Source organism: Isoptericola sp. NPDC019571 (genome assembly GCF_044389385.1).
Lineage (GTDB): Bacteria > Actinomycetota > Actinomycetes > Actinomycetales > Cellulomonadaceae > Isoptericola > Isoptericola nanjingensis.
The window spans coordinates 99,315-123,430 of the sequence record NZ_JBIRXZ010000010.1; the positions used below are offsets into that span (position 1 = coordinate 99,315).

Below are 24,116 nucleotides of genomic sequence, written 5' to 3' on the forward strand. Positions count from 1 at the left end.
TAGTCTCGGCGCATGGATGTGGAGGCACGGTCCGACGAGGTCGACCGGATCGTCGACGCGTGGCGCCGCGAGCGCCCGGACCTGGACGTCGAGCCGCTGACCGTGTTCTCGCGGGTCAGCCGGCTCGCGCGGCACCTGGACCGCGCGCGGCGCGGGGCGTTCGCCCGGCACGACCTGGAGACGTGGGAGTTCGACGTGCTGTCCGCGCTGCGCCGCGCCGGCGAGCCGTACCGCCTGTCCCCCGGCGTCCTCGTCGCCCAGACCCTCGTGACGAGCGGCACCATGACCAACCGCATCGACCGGCTCGAGGAGCGCGGGCTGGTGGAGCGCCACCGCGCGCCGTCCGACCGCCGCGGCGTGCTCGTGCAGCTCACCGCCGCGGGCCGGCAGCGGGTCGACGCGGCGATGAGCGACCTGCTCGACGTCGAGGCGCGCGTGCTCGACGCGCTGCCCGCCGCCGTGCGCCCCCAGCTCGCCGCGCTGCTGCGCACCGTCGTCGCGCAGTTCGACGAATGATCCCGGAGATGCCCGCCGCGTGACGTCCTACCCCTCCCCCTCCGCCCGCGACGACGGCGCCCGCGCCGGCCTGCTGCTGGCGGCGCTGCTGCTCGTCGCGCTCAACCTGCGCGCCCCCATCACGTCGCTGCCCCCCGTGGTCGACGACGTCGCGGCGTCGCTCGGCCTCACGTCCGCGGGCGCGGGCCTGCTCACCTCGGTCCCGGTGCTCTGCTTCGCGCTGTGCACGCCGCTGGCGTCGGTGCTGGTCGCGCGCGCGGGCCCGGAGCTGTCGCTCGGCGTCTCGATGGCGGGGATCCTCGCCGGGACGCTGCTGCGCTCGGGGGGCTCCGTGCCGGCGGCCCTCGCCGGCAGCGCGGTGCTGGGCGTCGCGATCACGATCGGCAACGTCGCGGTGCCGGTGGTCATCACCCGCGACTTCCGCCGCCGTGCTGCCGCGGTCACGGGCGCGTACAGCGCGACGATGAACCTCGGGTCGACGTTCACCACCATGCTCACCGTGCCCCTCGCGACGGCGTTCGGCTGGCAGTGGGCGCTCGCGGGGTGGGGAGTGCTCGCCGTGGTCGCGATCGCGGCCTGGGTGCCCGCCGGGCGGCGGCTCGCCGCCCGGGGCCGGGCCGCGGCACCGCGCGGGGAGGGCGGTGTCCGCGTCCGGCCCCCGTCGGCGCGCGCGGAGCTCGACGCCCTCGACCCGAAGGCCAGGTCCGCCGTCCGGCGCCTCGTCGTGCTGCTGTCGGTGGCGTTCGCGGGGCAGGCCTTCGGCTACTACGCGGTGACGGCGTGGCTGCCCGAGATCCTCCACGACCGGCTCGGCATGAGCGCCGCCGGCGCGGGCAGCGCGGCGGCCCCGTTCCAGCTGTGCGCGGTGCTGGGGTCGTTCCTCGTGCCGGCGGCGTTCTCGCGCGGGCTGTCGGCCCGCTCGGTCGCGGTCGCGATGGCGGCGATGTGGATCTCGCTGCCGCTCGGGCTGCTGCTGGCGCCCGGCCTGTGGTGGCTGTGGGTGGGGCTGGCGGGCGCCGCCCAGGGCGGCAACTTCACCGTGATCTTCACGCTCGTGGCGCAGCGCAGCCCCGGCGTCGCGGTCGCGCGACGGTCGTCGGCGGTGGTGCAGACGGCGGGCTACGGGTGCGCGGTGCTCGCCCCGACCGTGATGGGCGCCGTGCACGAGGCGTCCCTCGGGTGGACGGTGCCGCTGGCCCTCGTCGCGGGCGTGCTCGCCACGATGGCCGCGGCGATGTGGGTGGCGTCGGCCCGGCCCGCCGCCGACGGCGCCTAGCGGTCCTCCGCCAGGGTGATCGCGAGGGAGCCCAGCGCCCGCAGCGCCTCCTCCGCATGCGCCTCGTCGTAGCCGCGGGTGCACACGGCGATCACCAGGGCGCCCGGCCCGGGCGTGCCGACGAACGCGACGTCGTGCCGGATGCCGTCCACCCAGCCCGACTTGGATCCGTACGGCACGCCCTCGGGCACGGCGGCCGTGAGCTGCCGGTCGGTCTGGCGCGCGAGCAGGTCGATCATCCAGAGGGTGCGCTCCGGCCCGGCGAGCTCCCCGGTGACGACGCCGGACATCAGCGCCGCCAGGTCGGCGGGCGTCGTGCGGTGCGAGTCGCCGCGGGCCTCGGCCGCCAGGTCGCTGTACTTGCGCCCGACGACGCTGCCGGCGGCGCCGACGTCGGCCAGGGCGCGGTTGCACGCGTCGAGGCCGACGAGGTCGATCACCATGTTGGTGGCCTCGTTGGACGACACGACGATCATCCGCTCGACCACCAGCCCCACGGGCATGAAGGTGCCCGGCGGCGGCATGCCCGGGTCGAGGTCGTCGGGCTCGATGCGGTAGTCGGGCTCGCCCGGCACCTGGGAGCGGAACGTGTCGGTGCTGGCCACCTCCTCGTCGAGCGTGAGCTCCCCGGCGTCCAGCGCGCGGGCCGCCGCGACCAGCACGGCCAGCTTGACGGTCGACGCGGCGTAGAACGGCGCGTCCGCGTCGCGCTCGGCGAGCACCTCGCCGCCCGCCCGCCGCACCTGGTACGCGACGACCGGGACGCCGTCCGAGTGCGTGCCCGTGCTCACCATCACCGCACCCCCGCATCGTTGTGGGCGCGATCTCGGGGACTATCGCTCGGCGAACGGTCCCCGAGATCGCGCTCACAGCGGGCGTGGACGACGGCGGCGAACGCGGACGCGAGGGCGCGGGCCTGCTTCTCGTTCTCAGGTGCCCGCTCGAGGGCGGCGGCGAGCAGTGCGTCGCGGTCGAAGCCGAGCTCGGCGAGCTCGTCCGCGTCCCAGGTGCCGATGCGCTCCGGCGCCGCCTCGGGGTGGAACTGCAGCCCCCACGCGACGTCGCCCACGCGGAAGGCCTGGACGCCGCACGCATCGCTCGTCGCGAGGTGCACGGCCTCCGGCGGCAGCCCCGTGATCGAGTCGACGTGGCTCTCGACCATGCGGACCTCGCCGCCCTCGGCGAGCGCCCCGAGCGGGCCGAGCAGGGCGTCGTCGGCCGCGTCGTCGAGCAGGCGCACGGGGCAGAGCCCCTTCTCCGTCTCGCCCGACCGGCCCGTCACCGTGCCGCCCGTGACGTGCGCGAGCACCTGCCCGCCCAGGCAGATGCCCAGCACCGGGACGCCGGCGTCGAGCGCCTCCGCGACGAGCGCGCGCTCGTGCGGCAGCCAGGGCGCCCGCTCGTCCTCGTCGGGCAGCAGGCCGCCGCCCAGCAGCACGAGGCCGGCCACGCCGTCGGGCGCCGCGGCCCCGCCGGCGGCGAGCGACGGGACCTGCTCCACGAGGTCCGCGCCCTGCACGACGGCGGCGGCCGCGCCGTCCGCCTCCAGCCAGCCGGGCAGCCGGCCCGGGCCGCTGTGCGGGGAGTTCTGGACGAGGACGACGGTCGGTCGGCGGTCGGTCACGGTCAGCGCTCCCTGCTCTCGAGGACGGGGCGGTCGAGGACGGTCTCGGGCACAGTGCCGCCGCCGCCGTCCCCCGGGTGGTGGTCGTCGGCGTCCGGTGCGGCGTCGTGCTGGGCGTCGTGCTCGACGACCGCGGCCGGGCCGTCGGTCGCCGCGGTGGAGCCCGCCGCCGGGTGCCCGCCGAACGCGGCGGCCTCCCGGGCGAAGTGGCACGCGGCGGCGTGCGGCACGGTCGCCGCGCCCCCGCGAGCGCCGTCGGCCCGGCCGAGCGGCACGAGCACCGGGTCCTCGGTGCGGCACCGGGCGGGCACGGCGCCGTCGCCAGCGAGCCCTTCCTCCGCCGCGAGCCGGTGGGCGAGCCAGCAGCGGGTGTGGAAGCGGCAGCCGGACGGCGGGTCGGCGGGCGACGGCGGGTCGCCCTCGAGCATCAGCTCGTCGTCGCGGTGGGCGGTGGGGTCGGGCACGGGCACGGCGGACAGCAGCGCCTTGGTGTACGGGTGGTGCGCGTCGTCGTACACCGCGGGCCGGTCGCCCTCCTCGACGACGCGGCCCAGGTACATGACGGCGACCTCGTCGGCGATGTGCTGGACCACGGCGAGGTCGTGCGCGATGAAGAGGTACGCCAGGCCCAGCTCGTCCTGCAGGTCCTCCAGCAGGTTGATGACCTGGCCCTGCACGGACACGTCGAGGGCGGAGACGGGCTCGTCGCACACCAGCACCCGGGGCTTGACCGCGAGCGCCCGGGCGATCCCGACGCGCTGCCGCTGCCCGCCGGAGAACTGGTGCGGGTAGCGGTGCGCGTGGTCGGGGTCGAGGCCGACCAGCTCGAGCAGCTCGGCCACGGCTCGTCGCCGGCCGCCGGCGGGGACCGCGTCGCGGTGGATGCGGAACGGCTCCGCGACGATCTCCCCCACCGACATGCGCGGGTTGAGCGACGTGTACGGGTCCTGGAACACCATCTGCACGTTCCGGCGCAGCTCGCGGCGGGCGCCACGCGACATCGTGGACACGTCCTCGCCGTCGACGAGCACCTGCCCGCGCGTCGGCTTCTCGATCCCGACCAGCACGCGCGCGAGCGTGGACTTGCCGGACCCGGACTCCCCCACGAGGCCGAGCGTGCGCCCGCGGCGCAGCGCCAGCGAGACGCCGTCGACGGCCTGCACCTGCCCCACCGTGCGCTTGAGGACGACGCCTTGGCGCACCGGGTAGGACTTGGCCAGGTCGCGCACCTCGAGGACGACGTCGTCGGACGACGTGGGTGCGAGGGCGGGGCCGGTGGCGGTCTCAGGCACGGGCGCCTCCCAGCAGCTCGGCGGCGAAGTGGCAGGCCGACGACCGGCCCGGGGCGACGTCGTCGAGCGGCGGCTCGACGGTGCGGCACAGGTCCTGGGCCATGTCGCAGCGCGGATGGAACGAACAGCCCGACGGGACGCGGCCGGGCGCCGGGGGCCGGCCGGGCACGACGGGCAGCCGACCGCCGGCCACCTCTGCGCCGGAGTCGAGCCGCGGCACCGAGCGCAGCAGGGCCCTGGTGTAAGGGTGCGCGGGCGCGGCGTACAGGTCGCGCACGGGAGCGTGCTCCACGGCGCGGCCGGCGTACATCACGGTGACGTCGTCGGCGACGCCCGCGACGACCCCGAGGTCGTGGGTGATCAGCACGAGCCCCATCTGCCGCTCCGCCTGGATCTCGGCGAGCAGCCGCAGCACCTGCGCCTGCACGGTGACGTCGAGCGCCGTCGTCGGCTCGTCCGCTATGAGCACGTCCGGGTCGAGGGCCAGGGCGGACGCGATCATCACCCGCTGCCGCATGCCGCCGGAGAACTGGTGCGGGTACTCGTCCACCCGCTGCGCCGCGTTCGGCACCTTCACCAGGTCGAGCAGCTCGACGGCGCGTCGTCGCGCCTCGCGCCGCGACGTCCCGGTGCGCGACCGCAGGGACTCGGTGAGCTGGTAGCCCACGGTGTGCACCGGGTTGAGCGCGGCGAGCGCGTCCTGGAAGACCATCGCGACGTGGGTGCCGCAGTGCGCGCGGTGCCGGGTCGGCGACAGTGCGAGCAGTTCGGTGCCGCGGTAGCGCGCGGCGCCTCGCACGACGCGCGCCGTCGGGGGCAGCAGCCCCATCACGGCCAGCGAGCTCACCGACTTGCCGCAGCCGGACTCGCCGACCAGGGCCAGGGTGCGGCCCGCCTCCACGCGGTAGCTCAGGCCGTCGACGGCGCGCACCGCGCCGTCGTCGGACCGGAACTCGACCGCCAGGTCCTCCACCTCGAGCAGGACGTCGCCGGCGGAGCGTTCGGCGTCGGCCGGGGGGATCAGGGTCTCGGTCACGGGGATCACCGGAGCCTCGGGTCGAGGGCGTCGCGCAGGGCGTCGCCGAGGGCGACGAGCGCCAGGACCGTGAGGACCAGGCACCCGAGCGGGTACAGGAGCAGGTACGCGTACCCGCCGGTCACCCAGTCCGCACCGTTCGTGATCATGATGCCCCAGCTGATCGCGGGCGGCCGGACGCCGATGCCGAGGAACGCCAGCACCGCCTCCGTGCTGATCACGCCGGCGATCGCCGTCGGCACGAGCGCCGTGACCGGGCCGATCGCGTTGGGCAGCACGTGCCGCACCATGACGCGCAGGTCGGACGCGCCGAGCGCGCGGGCCGCCGTCACGTAGTCGAGGTTCTTGGCCTCGAGCGTGGCCGCGCGGACGTACCGCGCGTACGCCATCCAGCCGAACATGGTGAGCACCACCGCCGGCAGCAGGATGACGTCGAACGTGCCGCCGCCCACGCTCACCTTGCGGAACAGCGTGAGGAGCAGCAGCGCGGCGAGCAGCAGCGGGATGACGAGGAAGACCTCGATGGTGCGGGACACCACCGAGTCCACCCACCCGAGGTAGTACCCGGCCAGCAGGCCCAGCGTGACCCCGATGAGCAGGGACGCGCCCACCACCACGAACGCCAGCGTCAGCGACGGGCGGGCGCCGTGCACGAGCTGGGCGAGCAGGTCGCACCCGTGCACGTCCGTGCCGAGCGGGTGCTCGCCCCCCAGGCCCTGCGGCCGGATCTTCGAGTCCCCGATGACGCAGCTCTGCGGGTTCGTGCTGGTGAACAGCCGCGGGAAGGCCGCCATCACGGCGAAGAAGACCACGACGACGGCCGCCGCGATCACGTCGGGCCGGCGGCGCAGCCGGCGCCAGGCGTCGCCGCCGAGCGACGTCGACGCGTCGACCGCCGGCGCGTCCGGGGTGGCGGTGGCCGCCGTGGGTCCGGGAGCGGCGCGTTCAGGCATAGCGGATCCTCGGGTCGAGGGCGGCGTAGGCGATGTCGACGACCAGCATCACGACCACCGTCACGGCGGCGAGGATCGTCACGATGCCGAGGATGAGCGCGACGTCCGCGGCGCGGACCGCCTCCCAGAGCACCCCGCCCATCCCGTAGATGTTCATCATCCCCTCGGTGACGACGGCGCCCGCGAGCGCCTCGGTGAAGGTCAGTCCGACGGCGGTCACCACGGGCACCGCGGAGTTGCGGATCACGTGGTGCGTCACGACGTGCCGCTCGTTGAGCCCCCGCGATCGCGCGGTGCGCACGTGGTCGCCCGCGTACGACTCCAGCTGGCTCGCGCGGACGAGGCGGATGAACGCCGCGGACCCGGCGAGGCCCAGCAGGATGCCGGGCACGAGGAGCGTCGCCCACGGGTGGTCGTCGTCGAACGACGGTCTGAACCACAGGGCGGGCAGGCTTCCCGCCCCGAACGTGTCCTCGGCCCAGCCGTTCAGCGGCACGGCGAACACGTACCGGTACACGAGCAGCAGCACGAAGATCGGGAACGCGTCGATGAGCACCGACGTCAGCCGGATGCCGTGGTCGGCGGACCGGTCGCGTCGGCGGGCGGCGGCGGTGCCGAGGCCCATGCCGAGCACGAACCACACGATCGTCACGACGAGGAACAGCTTCAGGGTGTTCGGGGCGGCGGTCGCGACGATGTCCGTGACCTCGCGCCCCCGCAGGTTGGTGCCGAAGTCGCCCTGCGCGTACTGCCCGAGGCGCTCCACGAACGGGCCCAGGCACGGGTTGCCGGTCTGGTCGTAGCAGGGGTCGTCCAGGCCGAAGCGTGTCTCCACGGCGGCGAGCTGCGACTCCGTGGGCACCTTGTCGCCGAAGAACGCCAGGGCGGGGTTGCCGTTGAGCTGGATCGCGAACGTCGTGAGCAGGTGCAGCACGAACATCACGAGCAGCAGGGTGGCCACCCCCAGGAGGGAGCGGCGCAGGATGTAGCGGCCCATTCACGGAACTTTCTGGTGGTGCGGGGAGGGACGCTGGTTGAGCTTGTCGCGACCCGTGCGACAGCGGTCTCGACAAGCTCAACCAGCGAACTAACTAGCCGTTCGTGACCTCGAGGAGGCGCAGCTTCGGCTCACCGCTGAACGGGTCGAGCACGACGTTCGACACGTTCTCGCTGTAGTAGTCGGTGTTCTGGGCCACGAACAGCGGGATGGTCGGGAAGTCGGTCGCCAGGATCTTCTCCGCCTCCTGGTACTGCGTGACCGCCTCGTCGAGGGTCGCGGCCTCGTCGCCGGCCTTGACGGCCGCCTCGAAGTCCGCGCTGTAGTAGCCGAACTCCACGTTGCCGTTCTTCTCGTCGCCGCTGGCGTACACCGGGGCGAGGTAGTTCTCGTTGAGCGGGTAGTCCGGGAACCAGTTCGCGCGGAACGGGCCGGAGAAGTCGCGGGCCGCGCGCCGGGCGAAGTAGTCCGGCGTCGCGTCGAGCTCGTACGGGATGCCGAGCGTCTCCTGGATGGAGTCGCCGACCGCCTTGAACAGCTCCTGCTCGGTGGCGTCCTGGCCGAGATGGATGGTCAGCTTCTCGCCCTCGGGCCAGCCGCCGGCCTTCTCCAGCGCCGCCTTGGCCGCCTCCGGGTCGAAGGTGCACCACTCGCAGGTGCCGCCGGTGCCGCCTGGCACGACGTCGGGCACCACCCAGCTGTCCGCGGGAACCCGCTGGCCGGGCAGCAGGGCGTCGATGATGCCCTGCCGGTCGACGGCGAGCGAGATCGCCTTGCGGAACTCGACGTCCGTCCACGGGCCGTCCTTGTACAGCGGGAAGGCGAGGTAGGTCAGCGCGGCGCCCGGGCCCTCGACGTACCTCTCCTGCAGGTCGGGGTCGTTGGCCGCGGCCTGCTGCTCGGCCGGCGGCGGCACCGCGAAGTCGAGGTTGCCGGCCTGGAAGTCCGGCCAGTTGTCCTCGCCCGTGTACTCGGTCCACTCGATGGCGCCGTACTCCGGCGTCTCCTCGAGCGTGTAGTCCTCCCACCGCTGGGCGGTGAGGTTCACGCCCTGGTCCCACTTCTCGACCTGGAACGGGCCGTTGCCGATCGGCTGCACGGCGCACGCCTCGATGTCGTCGAGGCACGCCTGCGCGATCGGGAAGAAGCCGGTGTAGCCGAGCATCGTGGCGAAGCCCGCGAACGGCCCGGTGAGGGTGACCTCGAGCGTCTGCGGGTCGACGACCTTCAGGCCCGACAGCGTCTCGGCCTCGGGCTCCTTGATGACGTTGCCGTCGTCGTCGGTCTCGCCCTGCATCTCGTCGTAGCCGGCGATGCGCTCGAAGAAGTAGTTGTTCGCCATGGCGTTCGGGCCGTACGCGGCGTAGTTCCAGGCCCGGGCGAACGCGTCGGCGTCCACCGGCTCGCCGTTCTGGAACGTCAGGTCCGGCTTGATCTTGATCGTCCAGACCGTGTTGTCCTCGGTCTCGACGCTCTCGGCCACGTAGTTGTACGGCTCGGTCGTCTTCGGGTCGTACCGGACCAGCCCGTCGTAGACGACGTCGAGCACGGAGATGTTGTCCCCGACGTTCGAGTCCATCGGCAGCAGCGTCTCGACGTCCTGGGAGAGGGCCAGGTGCAGCGTGGCGTCCGGGTCGCTGCCGCCGCCTCCCCCGCCGCCGTCAGTGCCGTCGTCGTCCCCGCCGCCGCCCGAACAGCTCGCCAGCACCAGCGCCACCGCTGTCGCCGTGGCTGCCACTGCAGCCTTTCGCCCCATCGTCACCGGCTTCTCCCCACGTCCTGGTCGCTCAACGCGCCGTTGCCCTGCCGTGTTCACGTCGTCGTGCACGGTCGCCGCCCCGACTGAGCGGGCACGACGACGTTGCCGTGGAACATATCGCCATCATGGCCTCCCGTGGTGAAAATCACTGTTAAGGATCAGTAACGATCGACCGCGTGTCGCCGTCACCCGCCTGGGCGCACAGGTACTCGACCAGGGACCGGAGGCCGAGCTCCCACCGGGGGACCTCCTCCGTGGGCCGCACCACGTTGGCCAGCGTGCCGAGGTGCGGGCTGCTGATGGCCACCGTGTCGCCCGCGCGGTGGGTGAAGCCGCCGCCCGGCACCTCGCGGTCCCGCGTCGGGGCGAAGAGCGTCCCGGTGAACAGCACGAACCCGTCCGGGTACTGGTGGTGCTCGCCCCAGGCCGCGCCGACCAGCTCCTCGAACGTGCGGCTCAGGCGGCCGACGTCGTTCTCGTCAGCGAGCACGAAGCCGTCGCCGGCGCCGTCGACGCGCAGCGCGATCCGCTCCGACCGGAGGGCGTCGACGGTGAGGTGCTCGTCGAAGAGCCGCACGAACGGGCCGAGCGCGGTCGACGCCGTGTTGTCCTTCGCCATGCCGAGCAGCAGCGCGCTGCGTCCCTCGACGTCGCGAAGGTTCACGTCGTTGCCGAGGGTCGCGCCGCGCGGCCGGCCGCGGGAGTCCACGACGAGGACGAGCTCGGGCTCGGGGTTGCTCCAGCGGGAGAACCGCGGGACGCCCACGGACGCGCCCGGACCGACGGCGGAGAGCACCGGTCCCTTGGTGAAGACCTCGGGGTCCGGCCCGAGGCCGACCTCCAGGTACGGCGACCACAGCCCGCGGGACTTCAGGACCTCCTTGACCCGGGCCGCCTCCGCCGACCCCGGCACGACGGACCCGACGACCTCGCCGATAGCCGAGCCCACGGCCGCGCGGACCTCGGCGGCCCGCTCCGGGTCGCCGGCGCACCGCTCCTCGATGACCCGTTCGAGCATGCTGTCGACGAAGGTGACGCCGCACGCCTTGATCACCTGCAGGTCGACGGGAGCGAGCAGCCGGGGCGCGGCGGGGTCGCCGTCCTCGGACGCGTCGCGCAGCTCGTCGAGCCGCCATCGGCGGGCCGGCGTCGCCGCCCGGACCTGCTCGACGACGTCGTCCAGCTCGAGCAGCCCGGAGACGGTCGGTGCGACCTCGAAGAGGTCGACGACCTCCTCGCCGCGCACCACGACGGGGCGTGGGCCGCCTGTCGCCGGGTCCCAGACGCGTCCGAGCAGCGTCGCCCGCTCCGCGTCGGCCGGGAGCAGCTCCCGCACCGAGGTCGCGCGCGCCGCGGGCGCGCTCACGACCGCGCCGCCGTCCCGTGCACGGCGGCACGGTCGCCGACGCGGCGCCAACCCTCGCCCGCGGGGAACTCCCACGCATCCAGCGACCCGGGGTGCATCTGCGCCCCGATGCCCGGCAGGACCGGCGCCTCGTACCGGCCCCCGCGGACGCGGACCGGCTCGACGAAGTGCTCGTGCAGGTGGTCGACGTACTCGATCGCGCGGTCCGCCATCGTCCCGCTCACGGCGGCGTAGTCGAAGAACGAGAAGTGCTGCACGAGCTCGCAGAGCCCGACGCCGCCGGCGTGCGGGCACACCGGCGTGTCGAACCGCGCGGCCAGCAGCAGGTTCGCCACGTTCTCGTTGACGCCCGCGACCCGCGTCGAGTCGATCTGCATGACGTCGATGCCCTCGGCCTGCAGGAGCTGCTTGAAGACGATCCGGTTCGCGACCGCCTCGCCCGTCGCGACCTTGACCGGTGCGACGGCACGGCGGATCGCCGCGTGGCCGAGGATGTCGTCGGTGCTCGTGGGCTCCTCGATCCACCACGGTTGGAACTCGGCCAGCGCGTTGACCCACTCGATCGCCTCGTCCACCTCCCACCGCTGGTTCGCGTCGATGGCGATGCGCACGTCGGGCCCCACCGCCTCGCGGGCCAGCCGCAGGCGTCGGCGGTCGTCGTCCAGGCTGCCGCCGACCTTGAGCTTGATCAGGTCGAAGCCGTCGGCCACCGCCTGCCGGGAGAGCCGGACGAGCTTCTCGTCGCTGTACCCGAGCCAGCCGGGGGTCGTCGTGTACGCGGGGTAGCCGTGCGCCGTCAGCTCGGCGACGCGCTCGGACCGGCCCCTGGCGCCGGCGCGCAGGATCTCGAGCGCCTCGTCGGGGGCGAGGGCGGTGCGGATGTGGGTGAAGTCGACGACGCTCACGAGCTCCTCGGGCGTCATCTCGCTGAGCAGGCGCCACAGCGGCTTGCCCTCGCGGCGGGCCCGCAGGTCCCACAAGGCGTTGACGAGGGCGCCGCACACCATCTGGGACACGCCCTTCTCCGGGCCCAGCCAGCGCAGCTGGGAGTCGTGCACGAGGAGCTGCGAGGCGGCGCCCAGGTCGCCGACGAGGCCGTCCACGTCGCGGCCGTCGAGGAGGCGGCCGTAGCTCTGGATCGCCGCGACGACGACGTCGTTGCCCCGCCCGCACGTGAAGACGAAGGCATGGCCCTGCTCGCCGTCGGACGTCGTGAGCGTCACGTACGCCGCCGAGTAGTCCGGGTCGACGTTCACCGCGTCCGAGCCGTCGAGCTCGAGCGAGGTGGGAAAACGGATGTCACGTGCCTGGACGGACGTGATGCGGGACATCGAGGCTCCTTACGCGGACGAACGCGGGTCGTCCTGGGTGGATGGTTCCCGCGCGGCGAGCACCTCGCGCACGGGGGACGTGTGGAAGGCCGCCGCGAGCACGAGCGCGAACGGGGCCGGGACGAGGAGGAACAGGCCGTTCGACACGCCCGTCGACACCGCGACCCCGAGGCCGCCGACGACGCCGGCGGCGACGAAGGGCAGGGGGCGGCGGGCGACGAGGTGGAGCGCGAGCAGCCAGGCGCGGGCGCCCGAGGGCTCCGGGCAGCTCGCCCGCAGCGGCAGCAGCACGATCCACGCCACCGAGGCAAGGACGGTGGCCGTCGTGCCGACGCCGGCGGGGAGCAACGTCCACGCGCCGCCGCCCGCCGCGCGCGCGACCAGCGCGACGGCGGTGAGCGCACCCAGCGCCGCGGGGACGAGAGCGGCGCCGATCGCCCCCGCGGCCAGGCGCCGCAGCGCCGCCCCGTAGTCGCGCACCCCCACGTCCTCGCCCGTCACGACGCGGCAGCAGCACGCCACGAGCGCGGCCAGGGCCGGCGCCACGCCGACGACGGCGACCGCACCGCCGAGCACGGGCGAGGCGTGCCAGGCCACGACCGCGGCGGCCGCTGCCACCGTGACCGCCACGCTGCCCACGAGCAGGACGGGCAGGTGGGCCCAGGCGCCCCGGATCATGGCGCGCAGGAACGGGTCGCCCTCCGCCGCGTCCGGACCCGGCGCGGCCCGCGGCACCGTCACCCCCGGATCCCGGCGGTGGCGATGCTGGCCACGAAGTGCCGCTGGAAGACCAGGAACACGACGAGCACCGGCACCACCACGGCGGTGATCGCGGCGAACACGCTGGTCGGGGACACGCCGCCCTGGGCGGACTGCAGCGCGACCAGGCCCAGCGGCAGGGTCATGTTCTCCGGCGTGCTGATGAAGATCAGCGGCGCGAAGTAGGAGTTCCACGAGGCCTCGAAGACGAGGATCGCCACGGCGGAGATCGCCGGACCCGAGAGCGGGACGACCATCCGGAACAGGATCCATCCGTGACCGGCGCCGTCCAGCTTGGCCGCGTCGTCGAGCTCCCGCGGGATGCTGTTGAAGTACTGGCGCAGGAAGAAGATCGAGAACACCTGGATGAGCGCGGGCAGCCAGAGGGACGCGAGCGTGTCCACCAGGCCGAGCGCCCGCATGAGCATGAACACCGGGATGACGAGCAGCTGCGCCGGGACCATGAGCGCGGTCAGCATCACGAAGAAGATGCCGTCGCGCCCCCGGAAGCTGAACCGCGAGAACCCGTAGGCGGCCAGCGCGCTGACCACGAGCGACCCGAGCGTCGCGACCACCGCGACCACCACGCTGTTGACCGCCATCCGGCCGAACGGCAGGAGGTCGCCGACGGTCGCGAAGTTCTGCAGGGTCGGGTCGACGGGCAGCCAGTTCGGCGGGACCTGGAAGGCCTTGGCCGGGTCGGTGAGGCTGGTCGAGACCAGCCACACGAGCGGGGCCACCATCACGAGCCCGACCACGACGAGGACGACGTCGAGGACGACGGAGCCGGTGCTGGGCCGGCGCCGGCGGAGCACGGGGCCCGACGGGGTGGGACGGGGCGGGGCGACGGTCGTCATTGCTGGTACACCCACTTCCTGGACGCCCAGAACTGCAGCAGCGTCACGAGCATGATCACGACGAACACGACGATGGCGACGGTCGAGGCGTACCCGATCTGGAACGCCTGGAAGCCCTGCTCGTACAGGTACATGACGAGCGTGGTGGTGGCGTCGTCGGGCCCGCCGCCGGTGATGATCTGGATCGGGTCGAAGATCTGGAACGCCCCGATGAACGTGACGACGGTGGCGAAGAAGAGCGTCGGCGACATCATCGGGACGGTGACGTTCCAGAACACCTGGCGCCGGTTCGCGCCGTCGGTCCGGGCCGCCTCGACGAGCTGCTGCGGCACGGTCTGCAGACCGGCGAGCATGATGATGAAGGTGAACCCGAGCGTGTGCCAGAAGTCGATGCCGATGATGGCCGGCAGCGCCCAGGCCGGGTCGAGGAACCAGTCCGGCGGCGTGAGGCCGAGCCGCTCGATGTAGTGGTTGACCAGTCCGAACGCCGGGTCGAGCATGTACTGCCACAGCAGCGCGACGGCGGCCCACGAGATGATGAACGGGAAGAACACCGCGGTCCGGACGAAGTAGGAGACGGCCCGGCGGGCGACCCGGTTCACCGCGAGCGCCAGCAGCAGGGCACCCACGACGTGCGTCACGACGGAGGCGAACGCGAAGACGAACGTGTTCCCGAACGCCTGGAGCAGGGTCGGGTCCTCGAACAGGAGCCGGAAGTTGTCCGCCCCGACGAACTCCGGCGGGGTGAGCATGTCCCACCGGAAGAGGCTCAGCCCGATCGCGACGAGGAAGGGGCCGCCGATGAAGATGAGGAAGAGCACCAGCGCCGGGCTGATGAACAGGTAGCCGAGCCAGTTCCGGCCCAGGCCACCGGCACGCGGGCGACCCGGCGCCCCGGGGGCGACCCGCGCGGGAGGGTTCTGGGTGAGAGTCACAGCAACGGCCCGATCTTGTCGTAGGTCCGGTTGAGCTGGCTGCGCGCGTCGGAGTACCCGGAGACCACCTGCAGCCACCCTTCCTCGACGGCGTCCTGGATCTCGGGCCCTCGTTCGGGCGAGGGCACCGGGGTCGCGTACTCGAGCTCGAGCGCGTCGACGAGCCGCTCGCTCCCCCGCGGCGCACCGCCGAGGAAGGCGTCGCTGCGGGCGACGGAACGGCGGGCGGGCACGATCGTGCCGCCGGTCTGCGCGTAGAACTCACCGGCGTCGCGCGACATCAGGTACTTGATGAAGGTCCAGGCGTCCTCGCCGCGCTGGGACTCGGCCGTGATGTCCCACGCGTCCCAGCCCACGGGCGTGCCGTGCACCCCGTTGTTCGGGAAGTTGACCACCTGGATCTTGTCGGTCAGCCCGATCCGGTCGGCATTGACGATGCCGAAGGCCCCGTCGTGGAACGACGCGAGCCTGCCCTGCTGCATGAGGGTCGGCGGGTCGTAGCTGCCCCCGGGGTCGGGCGCGTACCCGGCCTTGACGAGGGCGCGCGCCATCTCGGCCGCCTCGACGGCTTCCGGGCTGTTGATCGTCGCCTCGCGCCAGTCCGCGTCGAGGCTCGACGTCCCGTTGTTGGTCAGCCAGGGCAGGACGTCGTGCCAGTAGCCGTTCTGGACCGTCATGAGGAAGGCGCCCTGCGCCTTGACCTTCCGGCCGGCCGCCATGAGGTCGTCCCAGTGCCAGCCGTCGTCGGGCACCTCGACGCCGGCCCGGTCGAGCAGCTCGGTGTGGCAGAACTGCACGATGGGGTTGTAGCCGCCCGGGACGTAGTACGTGTGCTCGTCGGGCGAGCCGTACCGCTGGGTCCAGGTCCGCAGCTTGTCGTGGATGTCGTCGTAGTACTCGTCGACCTCCGCCCGGTCGGCGGCGATGAGGTCGTCGAGCGGGGCGAGCACCCCCTTGGACGCGAAGAGCCGTTGCCCCTCCGTCGCGATCTGCACGATGTCCGGGGGCTGGCCGCCGGCGATCTGCGTGGCGACGGCGTAGACGAACTGGGCCCAGCTGCCGGACTTCCCGGATGCCGCGAGCGCGATCTCGGGGTGCTGCTCGTTGAACTCGGCGAACAGCGCCTCGAACTGTGCTCGTTGGTTGATGTCCCCGAGGTAGACGAAGTCGAGGTCCCCCGGCGCGTCCGGCCGGGACCGCGTGCTGCACCCGGCGAGCCCGCCCGCGAACGGGAGCAGCGCTGCGCTGCCCAGGACCCCGAGCATCCGTCGGCGGGTCAGGCCGGGTGCCGGCCGGCCCTCCCCCGCGTGTCGTGCGTTCATCGCTTGCTCCATCCGTCATCGCACAGAGTGGGAACTGCTCGCCTGTCAGCGGGCCACGGCTGCCCGTTCGGGCGTCGTGGTGGCGGTCTCGACGGACCGGACGCCCGGATCGCCGTGGACGGGGACGACCTCGACGGCGCCTCCGTCGGTGCGGTGGGCGTACCCCCAGCCGCTGCCGGTGAGCACGGGGAGCCGCTCCCCCGGGCGTGGGGTCCGGAGCGCGAGGCTGCCGGACACGGAGTCCCACGACCGCCCCGTGAGGGCGTGGAGCACGGTCCACCCGGACATGCCGCGGACGTAGTGGTCACCGCACTCGACGTGGTTGTACGGGTTGCGTCGGGAGCCGTCGTACCGCGCCCACAGCCCGCGCAGGATCGCCCAGCCCTCGTCGTCGAGCCCCTCGCGGAGGCAGTGCGCGGCCACCTGCTGCTCGGTACCGGTCCACACCTCGTCGGCGTAGCGGGTCGGGACGTCCGGCCGGCCCCCCGTGGGCCACGAGCAGACCAGGAGCCCGGTGTCGTCCCGGTCGGCGAACACGCGGTACGGGTGGTCGAACCCCTCGAACCCGGAGCGCAGGTTGTGGCGCAGGACCGCCCGCAGGGCCGACCGCACGTGAGCGGCGGGCAGCACGTACCCGAGGTCGAGCTCGTGCGCCCACCACTGGCCGATGAGCTGGTCGGAGAGACACCCCTGACCCCACTGGTACTCGTCCGGGTCGTCCGGGTCGAGGACCTGCACGTAGTACTCACCGTTGAAGAGCAGCTCGTCGTAGGCGGCGCTGCCGCGCTCGAACAGCGCGCGCAGCTCGTCCGCGAGCGCCGCCTCGTCCCGCAGCCTCGCCATCTCCTCGAACGCCCGCAGCGCGGCGAGCCACAACGTGCCCATGAAGCTGTTGACGCCGCGCAGGTCGATGTCGTGGGTGCTCGGCTGGATGCCCCGCAGCACGCCGGTCGCCTCCGGGTCCCACCTGCCGCGCACGTGGTCCAGGAGCAGGAGGAGCCGCGGCCACCGGGACTCGAGCCAGTCCAGGTCGACCGCCCCGCTGCGCAGCTCCCGGTAGCACTTGAGGACGACGCCGAGCATGCCGTCGAGCGCCGGCTCCTCGGGGCCGCCGATGGGCCTCCCCCACAGCTGCGGGAGGTAGGTCGGCGAGATCACCCGGTGCGGGACGGAGCCGTCGGGCGCCTGCAGGACGTCGAGCTCGGTGTCGCGCATCGAGCGCTCCAGCTCGGGGAAGAGGGCGGCGAGGGCGTGCTCGTAGTTCCACACGTGGGTGCAGTTCAGCGGGCACGAGCCGCCGGTGTCGCCGGCGTGGCCACGGGTCGAGGCGCCGTTGACCCCCTCGAACCCGAAGAACGCCCCGTCGGCCGTGCGGAAGCAGGTCGGGCTGCGCAGGGCGGCGGCCTGGGCGGCGAGGTGCTCGACCACCTCGTCGTCCCACCCGGACCCGGCCAGGAGCTCGGTCCAGGCGCGCGAGTCGCGCTCGAGGTCCGGCCATTCCTCCTGGACCCGCCTGGCCACGTCGAGGGCGTCGTCGTAGACCGTCGTGTAGTGGTTGCCGAGCCAGAACCGCGTCGGCCCCCACTGCGGGTTCGCCTCCCCGAACTGGTTGAAGTTCACGTACCGGTTCGGGAAGTGCCAGGTGATGGCGTACCGCACGACGACCGTCTGCCCGGGCTCGAGGTGCATCGGCGCGGCGAGGCCGCCGTTCCACGTGCTGCCGGCCGGGCTCGGCCCGACGGCCCCGGCGGGGGCCCCGGGCTGGTGGTCGGCCAGGTGCCCCGCGGCGTCGAGACGGGTGCGCTCGGCGAACGGGGACCGCGCGTCGAGGAAGCCGATGAACTCCGCGGGGTCGGTCCACTGCGGCATCGCCGCCGTGTAGGGGGTGTCGCACGTGAGGACGGCCTGCCCGGCCCCCGCCGCCAGCGGGTCGAGCCCGGCGTTCTCCATGACCAGCGAGGTCCAGCCGCGCGACCGGCGCACCCGGTTCGTGTTGCCGCCGTACCCGGCGGCGCGCACGCCGTCCGCCGGCGACGCGCCGTCGCGCCCGACCGGGTTCTGCATCGCGGCGCCGAGCCACGCGCCCACCGGGAGGTCGGAGGTGTTCGTCAGGGTGAAGGTGAACATCGCCGCCGGTATCGAGCTGCGGTCGACGTCGAGCGGCACCATCGGCGTGAACGCCTGCATGCCGACGCGCACCGGTCCGTCGAGGTCGTAGTCGAGCTCGGCGAACGGGTAGGCACCGCGGAAGGTGGTGCCGCGGACCCCGCCGAAGCGGGCGACGAGGTCGCGCTGCCAGGCGGGCACCTCGTGGTCGGTGACCAGGGGTGCCGGCGCGGCGGGCTCCGCCGGCGGCGCCTGGAGGACGCGCGTCTCGCTCAGGGGCGGTTCGCCGCGCTGCACCCGGAGCGCGAAGAACGTGTGCGGCAGGTCGCCGCCGTGGTTGCCGATGTGGTGGAGCTGCCACTGTCGCAGGGCACCGTCCGCGCAGACGGCCACGTTTCCGGTCCCGATGCCGCCGAGCGGGAGCGCGAGGCTCGCCCCGGCACCGTTGTCGATGTTCCTCATGGAGCGTCCGCCAATCCGAGCTGGTCTCGTTCGGGCCATTCGAGCTCTGAGCAGGGCGATGGGGTCACTTGAAGCCGGCGTTCTTGATGGATTCCACGATCTGCCGCTGGAAGAAGAAGAAGATCAGCAGCGTGGGCAGGGCCGCGACGGTGGCCGCGGCGAGCACGTAGTTCCAGTCCCCCACGTACTGCTGCTGGAACGTCGCGATGCCCAGCTGCACGACGCGGAGGTCAGGGTCCGACGTGATGGTCAGCGGCCAGACGAACGCGTTCCAGTTCGCCAGGAAGAAGAACACCGCGAGGGCCGAGAGGATCGGCTTCGACAGCGGCAGGATCACGCTCCGATAGATGCGCCAGTAGCTCGCCCCGTCGACCAGGGCCGCCTCCTCCAGCTCGGCCGGCAGCGACACGTAGAACTGCCGCAGCAGGAAGATCCCGAACGCGTTGAAGATCGCCGGGACGATGAGCCCCGCATAGCTGTCCACGAGCCCCAGTGCGCGCACGACGACGAACGTCGGGATGAGGATCACCGGCAGGCTCACGAGCAGCGTCGAGAAGATCAGCAGGAAGATCGTGTCGCGGCCCCTGAACTTCAGCCGCGCCAGCGCGTACGCCGCCATCGAGTGGAACCACAGCGCCAGAACGGTGATCGTCGCCGAGATGAAGAAGCTGTTCAGCATGTACCGCAGGAACGGCACCTCGGTGAAGACGTACCGGTAGTTGTCGAGCGTGGGGGCGCTCGGCAGCAGGGTGGCGCTGTTCACCTCGGCCGCCGTCTTGAACGACCCGGAGACCATCCACACCAGCGGGAAGATCGTCAGCAGCCCCAGCACGATCCCCAGCACCAGGAGCGCCACCTTCGACCGCGTCCACCGCCTGTCGGTGCGGCGGGTGCGTACGGGGCGCGGCGGCGCGGCGGCCGCGGCGTCGTCGCGGGGCGGGGTGCCCGTCAAGGTGTCAGTCATTGTCGAAACGACCTCCTCGGGTCACCGCGAACATGAGGGCCGACCACGCGAGCATCACGAGGACCAGGACGGACCCGATCGCGGCGGCGTAGCCCAGCTCGCCGAACAGGAAGGCCTGCTCGTAGATGTAGAAGATGAGCAGCGTCGTCGAACCGGCCGGTCCGCCGCCGGTGAGGACGAACACGAGGTCCAGGCCGCCGGTGATGACGCTGACGGTGGCGGTGATGATCACGAAGAAGCTGGTGGGCCGCAGCAGCGGCAGCGTGATGGCGCGGAACCGTTGCCAGGCCCCCGCCCCGTCGATGCGCGCGGCCTCGTAGTACTCGCCTGGGATGTCCTGCAGGCCGGCCAGGAAGATCACCATGTAGTAGCCCATCTGGAACCACACGGTGACGACCACGACGGTGCCGAGCGCCAGGCTGGGCTCCCCCAGGAACGAGACGTTCTCGAACCCGAGGGACGCGGCCACCCGGCTGAGCACGCCGGTCCGGTCGCCCAGCATGAACTCCCAGACCATCGCCACGACGACGAGGCTGATGACGTACGGCACGAAGAGCATGCTGCGGATGGCGCCGACGAAGGGGATCTTCTGCTGCACCAACAGCGCCAGGCCCAGGCCGACGACGAAGATCGCCGGGACCACGCCGACCAGGTAGAGGAGGGTGATCCGCACGCTGCTCCAGAACTGCGGGTCGCCCGCCATGCGGACGTAGTTGCCGACCCCGATGAACTGGAACGACCCGAACCCGTCGATGCGGAAGAAGCCGAGCACCACCGCGAGGACCATCGGGACGGCGACGAAGACGAGCAGACCCAGCGAGTCGGGCAGCAGGAACCAGAACGCGGCGCGGCGCTGCCGCCGCTCCTGGGCGGCCTTGCCGACGCTGGCGTTGCCGCCGGCGGTGCCCGCCCGCGCCCGTCCGGCGGTGCGTGAGACGGTGACGGCGCTCATACCAGCGGCCCTCCCTCGTAGGTCTCCATGTAGCTCTCGATCGCCGACTGCGCCGCCTCGGCCTCGACCCGCGCGTCGGCGCCCGCGAGCATCACGTTCTGGATGGCGTTGGAGACGGCCTTGTAGATGACCGGCGGGTAGCGGGGCTCGCCCCGGCCGGTGGGCAGGATCTCGTCCCGGAACCGCTGCATCACCGGGTTCTCGAAGGCTCCGGAGTTGCCGATGGCCTCGGTCACCGAGCGTCGCGCGGGCATGTTGCCCTTCGCGACGCCGTTCCACCGCGCCGCGGCGTCGACCGACTCCTTCGAGGTCGACCCCATGACCTCCACGGCGAACCGGGCGGCGGACTCCGGGTCGCGGCCGCGGCTGTTCACCACCCAGGCCCAGCCGCCGAGCGCCGTCACCGGCTCCCCGCCCGGGGGCGCCGGGAGCCGGAAGACACCGTAGGGGTGGTCGGGCGCGTTCTGGCGCATGGCCTCGACCTGCCAGACGCCGGTCTGCCACATGGCCGCGTACCCGTTGGTGAACGCGCCGACCAGGTCGCCGCCCGCGGGGAGGGTCCGCGCGGCGGCGCCGCTGCCCACCGCGTCCCCGTACATGGCCAACGCCTGGACCGCCGCGTCCGAGTCGAACGCCGGTCGCTGCGTGCGCGGGTCGACGACGTCGCCGCCGCCCTGCCAGACCCACGGATAGAAGGTGAAGTTCTGGTAGTAGCTGGGCGTCGTGTCGAGCACGAGACCCGTCCGCGGGCCGCCGGTGAGGCGCCGGCCGAGCTCGAGCATCTCCTCCCACGTCGTCGGGAGGTCGCCCTCGGCGAGGCCCGCCTCCTCGAACGCGGGGATGTCGTAGAAGATCGCCAGCGGTTCCTGCTCCATCGGCAGCCCGTAGATCCTGCCGTCGACGGTCCGGGTCGCGAGGGCGTCCGGGTAGAAGTCGTCGATCGCCTCCTGCGACATGTAGGGGGTGAGGTCGGTGAGGACCCCGCCGTTGTAGTAGCGCAGGAAGTCCCCCGGCGAGATGAGGAAGATGTCCGGCCCGTCCCCGGAGGCGAACGCCGTGGCGAGCCGCGTGTTCGTGGGGTCGGTGTAGGCGGGGATGTAGACCATGTCCACCGGCCGCTCGCCGGCGGCGGCCCAGCGCCGGGTCCCGTCGAGGAACCACTGGCTCTGCGCCACGATGTTCGGGTCCTGCTGCGGCGCGGGGGCGTACATCTGCCAGAACTGCATCGCGTCGGCCGGGGCGCCGACGGCGCGCGTGCAGCCCGCCGTCGCCCAGGCCGCGGCGAGCGTTCCCGCGCCGGCCACGCCGAGTCGCAGCACGTCCCGGCGGCTGACCTGCCGCCGGTTCAGGTGTCGACCGTTCATGACGACCTCCTGGTCAGAGCACCTCGAGGGCGTCGACGTCCGGGGTCTCCGGACGCCGGGCGGTCGGGCGGTCGAGGTAGAAGAAGGCGGTCGAGGCGATGTCGTCGTGCAGCGGCAGGTACCGGTGCCCCGAGCGCCAGCCCAGGGCCTGGATGTCGACCGTGAGGTCGGCGGCGAAGTGGATCGGGTCGGCCACGTGCCAGCGGTACATGCCGAACCGCTGCTGCGACCGGTAGAGGCCGTCCGGCCGCAGGATCTGGTGCAGGCCGAGGTACGGCGTCGTGAACGCCGTGTACCCCTGCCCGGGGACGTCGAAGTTCCAGGCACCGCCGAAGTAGTCCTCGGTCCCCGTGCCGCAGATCGTGGGGTACCCGCCGCCGTCGCCGTCGAGGTCGCCGTCGAGGTAGAACTTGATCTCGCCCTCGCCCCACCATCCGGAGCTGTTCACCCCCCAGGCGAGGTACGTGCCGACGTAGTGCCCCTGCCCCTCGATGCCGGTGAGGATCGGGTGGGTGGTGCGGTCGGGCAGGGGGTTGCTGCGCCGCCACTGGGCGTGCAGGTAGCCGGCGCCGTCCTCGGCCGCCTGCTCCCCGACCTCGTACGTGACCTGGTAGTACACGACGGCCGTCTCGGACCCGAGGTTCTCGATCGTCAGGTGCGCGGCCTCGCGGAACGGCATCGGCCAGTAGCTGTTGAAGCCGCCCTGCGGGTTGACGGCCACCGTCGCCGAGCTGAGCTGGGCGAACTCGCCCCACCCCTGGCCGAAGAAGTCCCCCACGGGGACCTCGACCGCGGGCTCCGCCGCGCCGTCCCAGTACGCGCGCAGCAGCAGCGAGCGCCAATGGTCGGTGTGGGTGGTGAGCCACACGTGGGTGATGCGCCCCGGCCCGACGATGCGGGCCATGTCGAACGTCTCGCCCGGGCCGATCTCGACGCTGGGCGAGACCTTCCACCCCGTCCCGAGGTCCCGGGCGGGGCCCGCTCCGGTCCCTTCGACCGCCCGGCCCCCGCCCCCCTTCTCGCCGGTGAAGTTCTCCGGGCTGATGGAACGTGTGGCGACGGGCCGCAGCGCGGCGATGTCGCTTCGGAACATGTCCTGTCTCCTTCGACGAGAACCGGTGTGACGTGCTGTAATCGATTTCACGGATGCTAGGAGCCGATGGGCGCAGGTGTCAACCACCTGCACGCCAACACAGGACCGGGCTGCCATAGGGTGGGCCCACGTTCCCCCGGGAGGGCGAGATGACGAGGATCAAGGACGTCGCGGCACGGGCGGGCGTGTCGACCGCGACGGTGTCACGCGTGCTCAACGGCGCGTCGGTCACCCCGGACCTCGCCGCCGCGGTGCGTCAGGCCGTCGCCGACCTGGGATACACCCCCGACCGCACCGCCCGATCCCTGCGCCGGCGGCACTCCGAGCTCATCGCGCTCGTCGTGCCGGACATCGAGAACCCCTTCTTCACCTCGCTCGCCCGCGGCGTCGAGGACGTGGCGCGCGAGGCCGGGCTGTCCGTCGTGCTCTGCAACACCGACGAGGAGACCGAGGCGCAGGAGCACTACCTGCGCATCGCGGCCGACGAGAACATGGCGGGTGTGGTCGTCGCCCCGGCCGGCCCCTCCCCGTGGCTCGCCAAGCTCGCGGAGCGCGACCGCGCCGTCGTGGTCGTCGACCGCGCCGTGCCGGACGACGTGGACCAGGTCGTCTTCGACAACGTCGACCTGGGCCGGCGCGCCACCAGGGCGCTCGTCGCCCAGGGGCACCGCCGGATCGCCTGCGTCACCGGGCCCCATGCCACGCCGACGGCGTCGGACCGCGCCCAGGGATGGCGCGAGGCGCTCGCCGAGGCCGGGCTCCCCGCACCGGACGACCTCCTGGTGCACGCGAGCTTCCGCGTCGAGGGCGGCGAGAGCGCGGGCCGGCAGCTGCTCGACCTGCCCGAGCGGCCCGACGCGGTGCTCGCGACGAACAACCTCGTCGGCGTCGGCGTGCTCCGGGTGCTGTCCGCCGCCCACCACCCCGAGGTGGGCCTCGGGATCATCGGCGACCTCCCGTTCGTCACGTCCCGCATGGACAGCACGGTGCTGTTGCCGCTGCGCCCCCGTGAGATGGGGCTGACGGCCGCCCGCATGCTCGTGGCGCGGATCCAGGGGGAGCCCGGACCCGCCCGGCGGGTGGTGCAGCCCACCCGGCCGATCGCCATGGACGGCACCTCGCTCTGACCCCCGCCGCACCCCTCCTCGCGTC

The 24,116-nt window shown here is 72.9% G+C and carries 21 protein-coding genes; 3 read left to right on the top strand and 18 right to left on the bottom strand.

The genetic code is table 11. From position 1 onward, the window contains the following. Positions 1-12: 12 nt before the first annotated feature. Both ACH443_RS17065 and ACH443_RS17070 read left to right on the top strand, forming a co-directional pair. Positions 13-516 carry a MarR family winged helix-turn-helix transcriptional regulator gene (locus ACH443_RS17065; RefSeq protein ID WP_429764450.1) on the top strand — a complete coding sequence of 168 codons (504 nt, stop codon included), beginning with the start codon at positions 13-15 and terminating at the stop codon, positions 514-516. Positions 517-535: 19 nt separating this feature from the next. After that, positions 536-1,792: a CynX/NimT family MFS transporter gene (locus ACH443_RS17070; RefSeq protein WP_429764449.1), complete on the top strand. Its 1,257-nt coding sequence runs from the start codon at positions 536-538 to the stop codon at positions 1,790-1,792. Here the strand turns inward: ACH443_RS17070 and ACH443_RS17075 are convergent. From ACH443_RS17075 to ACH443_RS17160, 18 genes are all read right to left on the bottom strand, one after another. After that, on the bottom strand, positions 1,789-2,586 hold the full coding sequence (locus ACH443_RS17075; protein WP_429764646.1) for a serine hydrolase: 798 nt from the start codon (positions 2,584-2,586) through the stop codon (positions 1,789-1,791). The two genes, ACH443_RS17070 and ACH443_RS17075, sit on opposite strands and share 4 nt — an antisense overlap. After that, a complete protein-coding gene (locus ACH443_RS17080; RefSeq protein ID WP_430590983.1) occupies positions 2,586-3,416 on the bottom strand; it encodes a type 1 glutamine amidotransferase in 831 nt (276 codons plus the stop codon). The genes ACH443_RS17075 and ACH443_RS17080 overlap by 1 nt, the downstream gene beginning before the upstream one ends. A 2-nt stretch (positions 3,417-3,418) precedes the next feature. Then, positions 3,419-4,708, bottom strand: a complete 1,290-nt coding sequence (locus ACH443_RS17085) for an ABC transporter ATP-binding protein (protein WP_430590984.1) — start codon at positions 4,706-4,708, stop codon at positions 3,419-3,421. Beyond that, complete coding sequence (locus ACH443_RS17090; protein WP_430590985.1) at positions 4,701-5,744, bottom strand: ABC transporter ATP-binding protein; 1,044 nt, start codon at positions 5,742-5,744, stop codon at positions 4,701-4,703. Before ACH443_RS17090 ends, ACH443_RS17085 begins: the two co-directional genes overlap by 8 nt. Before the next feature lie 5 nt (positions 5,745-5,749). Beyond that, complete coding sequence (locus tag ACH443_RS17095; RefSeq protein ID WP_430556538.1) at positions 5,750-6,697, bottom strand: ABC transporter permease; 948 nt, start codon at positions 6,695-6,697, stop codon at positions 5,750-5,752. Next, entirely contained in the window at positions 6,690-7,694 is a 1,005-nt protein-coding gene (locus ACH443_RS17100) for an ABC transporter permease (protein WP_429764444.1), read from the bottom strand. Before ACH443_RS17100 ends, ACH443_RS17095 begins: the two co-directional genes overlap by 8 nt. A 94-nt stretch (positions 7,695-7,788) precedes the next feature. Then, positions 7,789-9,432, bottom strand: coding sequence for an ABC transporter substrate-binding protein (locus ACH443_RS17105; protein ID WP_430590986.1), 1,644 nt, complete (start codon positions 9,430-9,432; stop codon positions 7,789-7,791). A gap of 172 nt (positions 9,433-9,604) precedes the next feature. Then, entirely contained in the window at positions 9,605-10,819 is a 1,215-nt protein-coding gene (locus ACH443_RS17110) for a fumarylacetoacetate hydrolase family protein (RefSeq protein ID WP_430590987.1), read from the bottom strand. Next, entirely contained in the window at positions 10,816-12,150 is a 1,335-nt protein-coding gene (locus ACH443_RS17115) for an enolase C-terminal domain-like protein (protein WP_430590988.1), read from the bottom strand. Before ACH443_RS17115 ends, ACH443_RS17110 begins: the two co-directional genes overlap by 4 nt. A 9-nt stretch (positions 12,151-12,159) precedes the next feature. After that, entirely contained in the window at positions 12,160-12,891 is a 732-nt protein-coding gene (locus ACH443_RS17120) for a hypothetical protein (RefSeq protein ID WP_430590989.1), read from the bottom strand. After that, positions 12,888-13,766: a carbohydrate ABC transporter permease gene (locus ACH443_RS17125; RefSeq protein WP_430590990.1), complete on the bottom strand. Its 879-nt coding sequence runs from the start codon at positions 13,764-13,766 to the stop codon at positions 12,888-12,890. The genes ACH443_RS17120 and ACH443_RS17125 overlap by 4 nt, the downstream gene beginning before the upstream one ends. Then, positions 13,763-14,701, bottom strand: coding sequence for a carbohydrate ABC transporter permease (locus ACH443_RS17130; RefSeq protein ID WP_430590991.1), 939 nt, complete (start codon positions 14,699-14,701; stop codon positions 13,763-13,765). The genes ACH443_RS17125 and ACH443_RS17130 overlap by 4 nt, the downstream gene beginning before the upstream one ends. Continuing rightward, positions 14,698-16,023, bottom strand: coding sequence for an ABC transporter substrate-binding protein (locus ACH443_RS17135; protein ID WP_430590992.1), 1,326 nt, complete (start codon positions 16,021-16,023; stop codon positions 14,698-14,700). Before ACH443_RS17135 ends, ACH443_RS17130 begins: the two co-directional genes overlap by 4 nt. A gap of 45 nt (positions 16,024-16,068) precedes the next feature. After that, on the bottom strand, positions 16,069-18,591 hold the full coding sequence (locus ACH443_RS17140) for a GH116 family glycosyl-hydrolase (RefSeq protein ID WP_430590993.1): 2,523 nt from the start codon (positions 18,589-18,591) through the stop codon (positions 16,069-16,071). Positions 18,592-18,655: 64 nt separating this feature from the next. Beyond that, a complete protein-coding gene (locus tag ACH443_RS17145) occupies positions 18,656-19,555 on the bottom strand; it encodes a carbohydrate ABC transporter permease (protein ID WP_430590994.1) in 900 nt (299 codons plus the stop codon). After that, the gene (locus ACH443_RS17150) at positions 19,548-20,507 is read right to left on the bottom strand and encodes a carbohydrate ABC transporter permease (protein WP_430590995.1); all 960 of its coding nucleotides are present in this window, start codon (positions 20,505-20,507) and stop codon (positions 19,548-19,550) included. Before ACH443_RS17150 ends, ACH443_RS17145 begins: the two co-directional genes overlap by 8 nt. Then, a complete protein-coding gene (locus ACH443_RS17155) occupies positions 20,504-21,871 on the bottom strand; it encodes an ABC transporter substrate-binding protein (protein WP_430590996.1) in 1,368 nt (455 codons plus the stop codon). Before ACH443_RS17155 ends, ACH443_RS17150 begins: the two co-directional genes overlap by 4 nt. A gap of 13 nt (positions 21,872-21,884) precedes the next feature. Next, complete coding sequence (locus ACH443_RS17160) at positions 21,885-22,964, bottom strand: glycoside hydrolase family 172 protein (RefSeq protein WP_430590997.1); 1,080 nt, start codon at positions 22,962-22,964, stop codon at positions 21,885-21,887. A gap of 149 nt (positions 22,965-23,113) precedes the next feature. On the opposite strand from ACH443_RS17160, the gene ACH443_RS17165 reads away from it, so the two are divergent. Continuing rightward, positions 23,114-24,091, top strand: coding sequence for a LacI family DNA-binding transcriptional regulator (locus ACH443_RS17165; RefSeq protein WP_430590998.1), 978 nt, complete (start codon positions 23,114-23,116; stop codon positions 24,089-24,091). Positions 24,092-24,116: the final 25 nt, after the last annotated feature.

Bases quoted from the DNA above. Each gene is read 5' to 3' on its own strand.
- ACH443_RS17135 (WP_430590992.1), bottom strand. From the start codon at position 16,023: ATGAACGCACGACACGCGGGGGAGGGCCGGCCGGCACCCGGCCTGACC.
- ACH443_RS17140 (WP_430590993.1), bottom strand. From the start codon at position 18,591: ATGAGGAACATCGACAACGGTGCCGGGGCGAGCCTCGCGCTCCCGCTC.
- ACH443_RS17075 (WP_429764646.1), bottom strand. From the start codon at position 2,586: ATGGTGAGCACGGGCACGCACTCGGACGGCGTCCCGGTCGTCGCGTAC.
- ACH443_RS17125 (WP_430590990.1), bottom strand. From the start codon at position 13,766: ATGACGACCGTCGCCCCGCCCCGTCCCACCCCGTCGGGCCCCGTGCTC.
- ACH443_RS17165 (WP_430590998.1), top strand. From the start codon at position 23,114: ATGACGAGGATCAAGGACGTCGCGGCACGGGCGGGCGTGTCGACCGCG.
- ACH443_RS17100 (WP_429764444.1), bottom strand. From the start codon at position 7,694: ATGGGCCGCTACATCCTGCGCCGCTCCCTCCTGGGGGTGGCCACCCTG.
- ACH443_RS17155 (WP_430590996.1), bottom strand. From the start codon at position 21,871: ATGAACGGTCGACACCTGAACCGGCGGCAGGTCAGCCGCCGGGACGTG.
- ACH443_RS17150 (WP_430590995.1), bottom strand. From the start codon at position 20,507: ATGAGCGCCGTCACCGTCTCACGCACCGCCGGACGGGCGCGGGCGGGC.
- ACH443_RS17095 (WP_430556538.1), bottom strand. From the start codon at position 6,697: ATGCCTGAACGCGCCGCTCCCGGACCCACGGCGGCCACCGCCACCCCG.
- ACH443_RS17145 (WP_430590994.1), bottom strand. From the start codon at position 19,555: ATGACTGACACCTTGACGGGCACCCCGCCCCGCGACGACGCCGCGGCC.
- ACH443_RS17160 (WP_430590997.1), bottom strand. From the start codon at position 22,964: ATGTTCCGAAGCGACATCGCCGCGCTGCGGCCCGTCGCCACACGTTCC.
- ACH443_RS17115 (WP_430590988.1), bottom strand. From the start codon at position 12,150: ATGTCCCGCATCACGTCCGTCCAGGCACGTGACATCCGTTTTCCCACC.
- ACH443_RS17065 (WP_429764450.1), top strand. From the start codon at position 13: ATGGATGTGGAGGCACGGTCCGACGAGGTCGACCGGATCGTCGACGCG.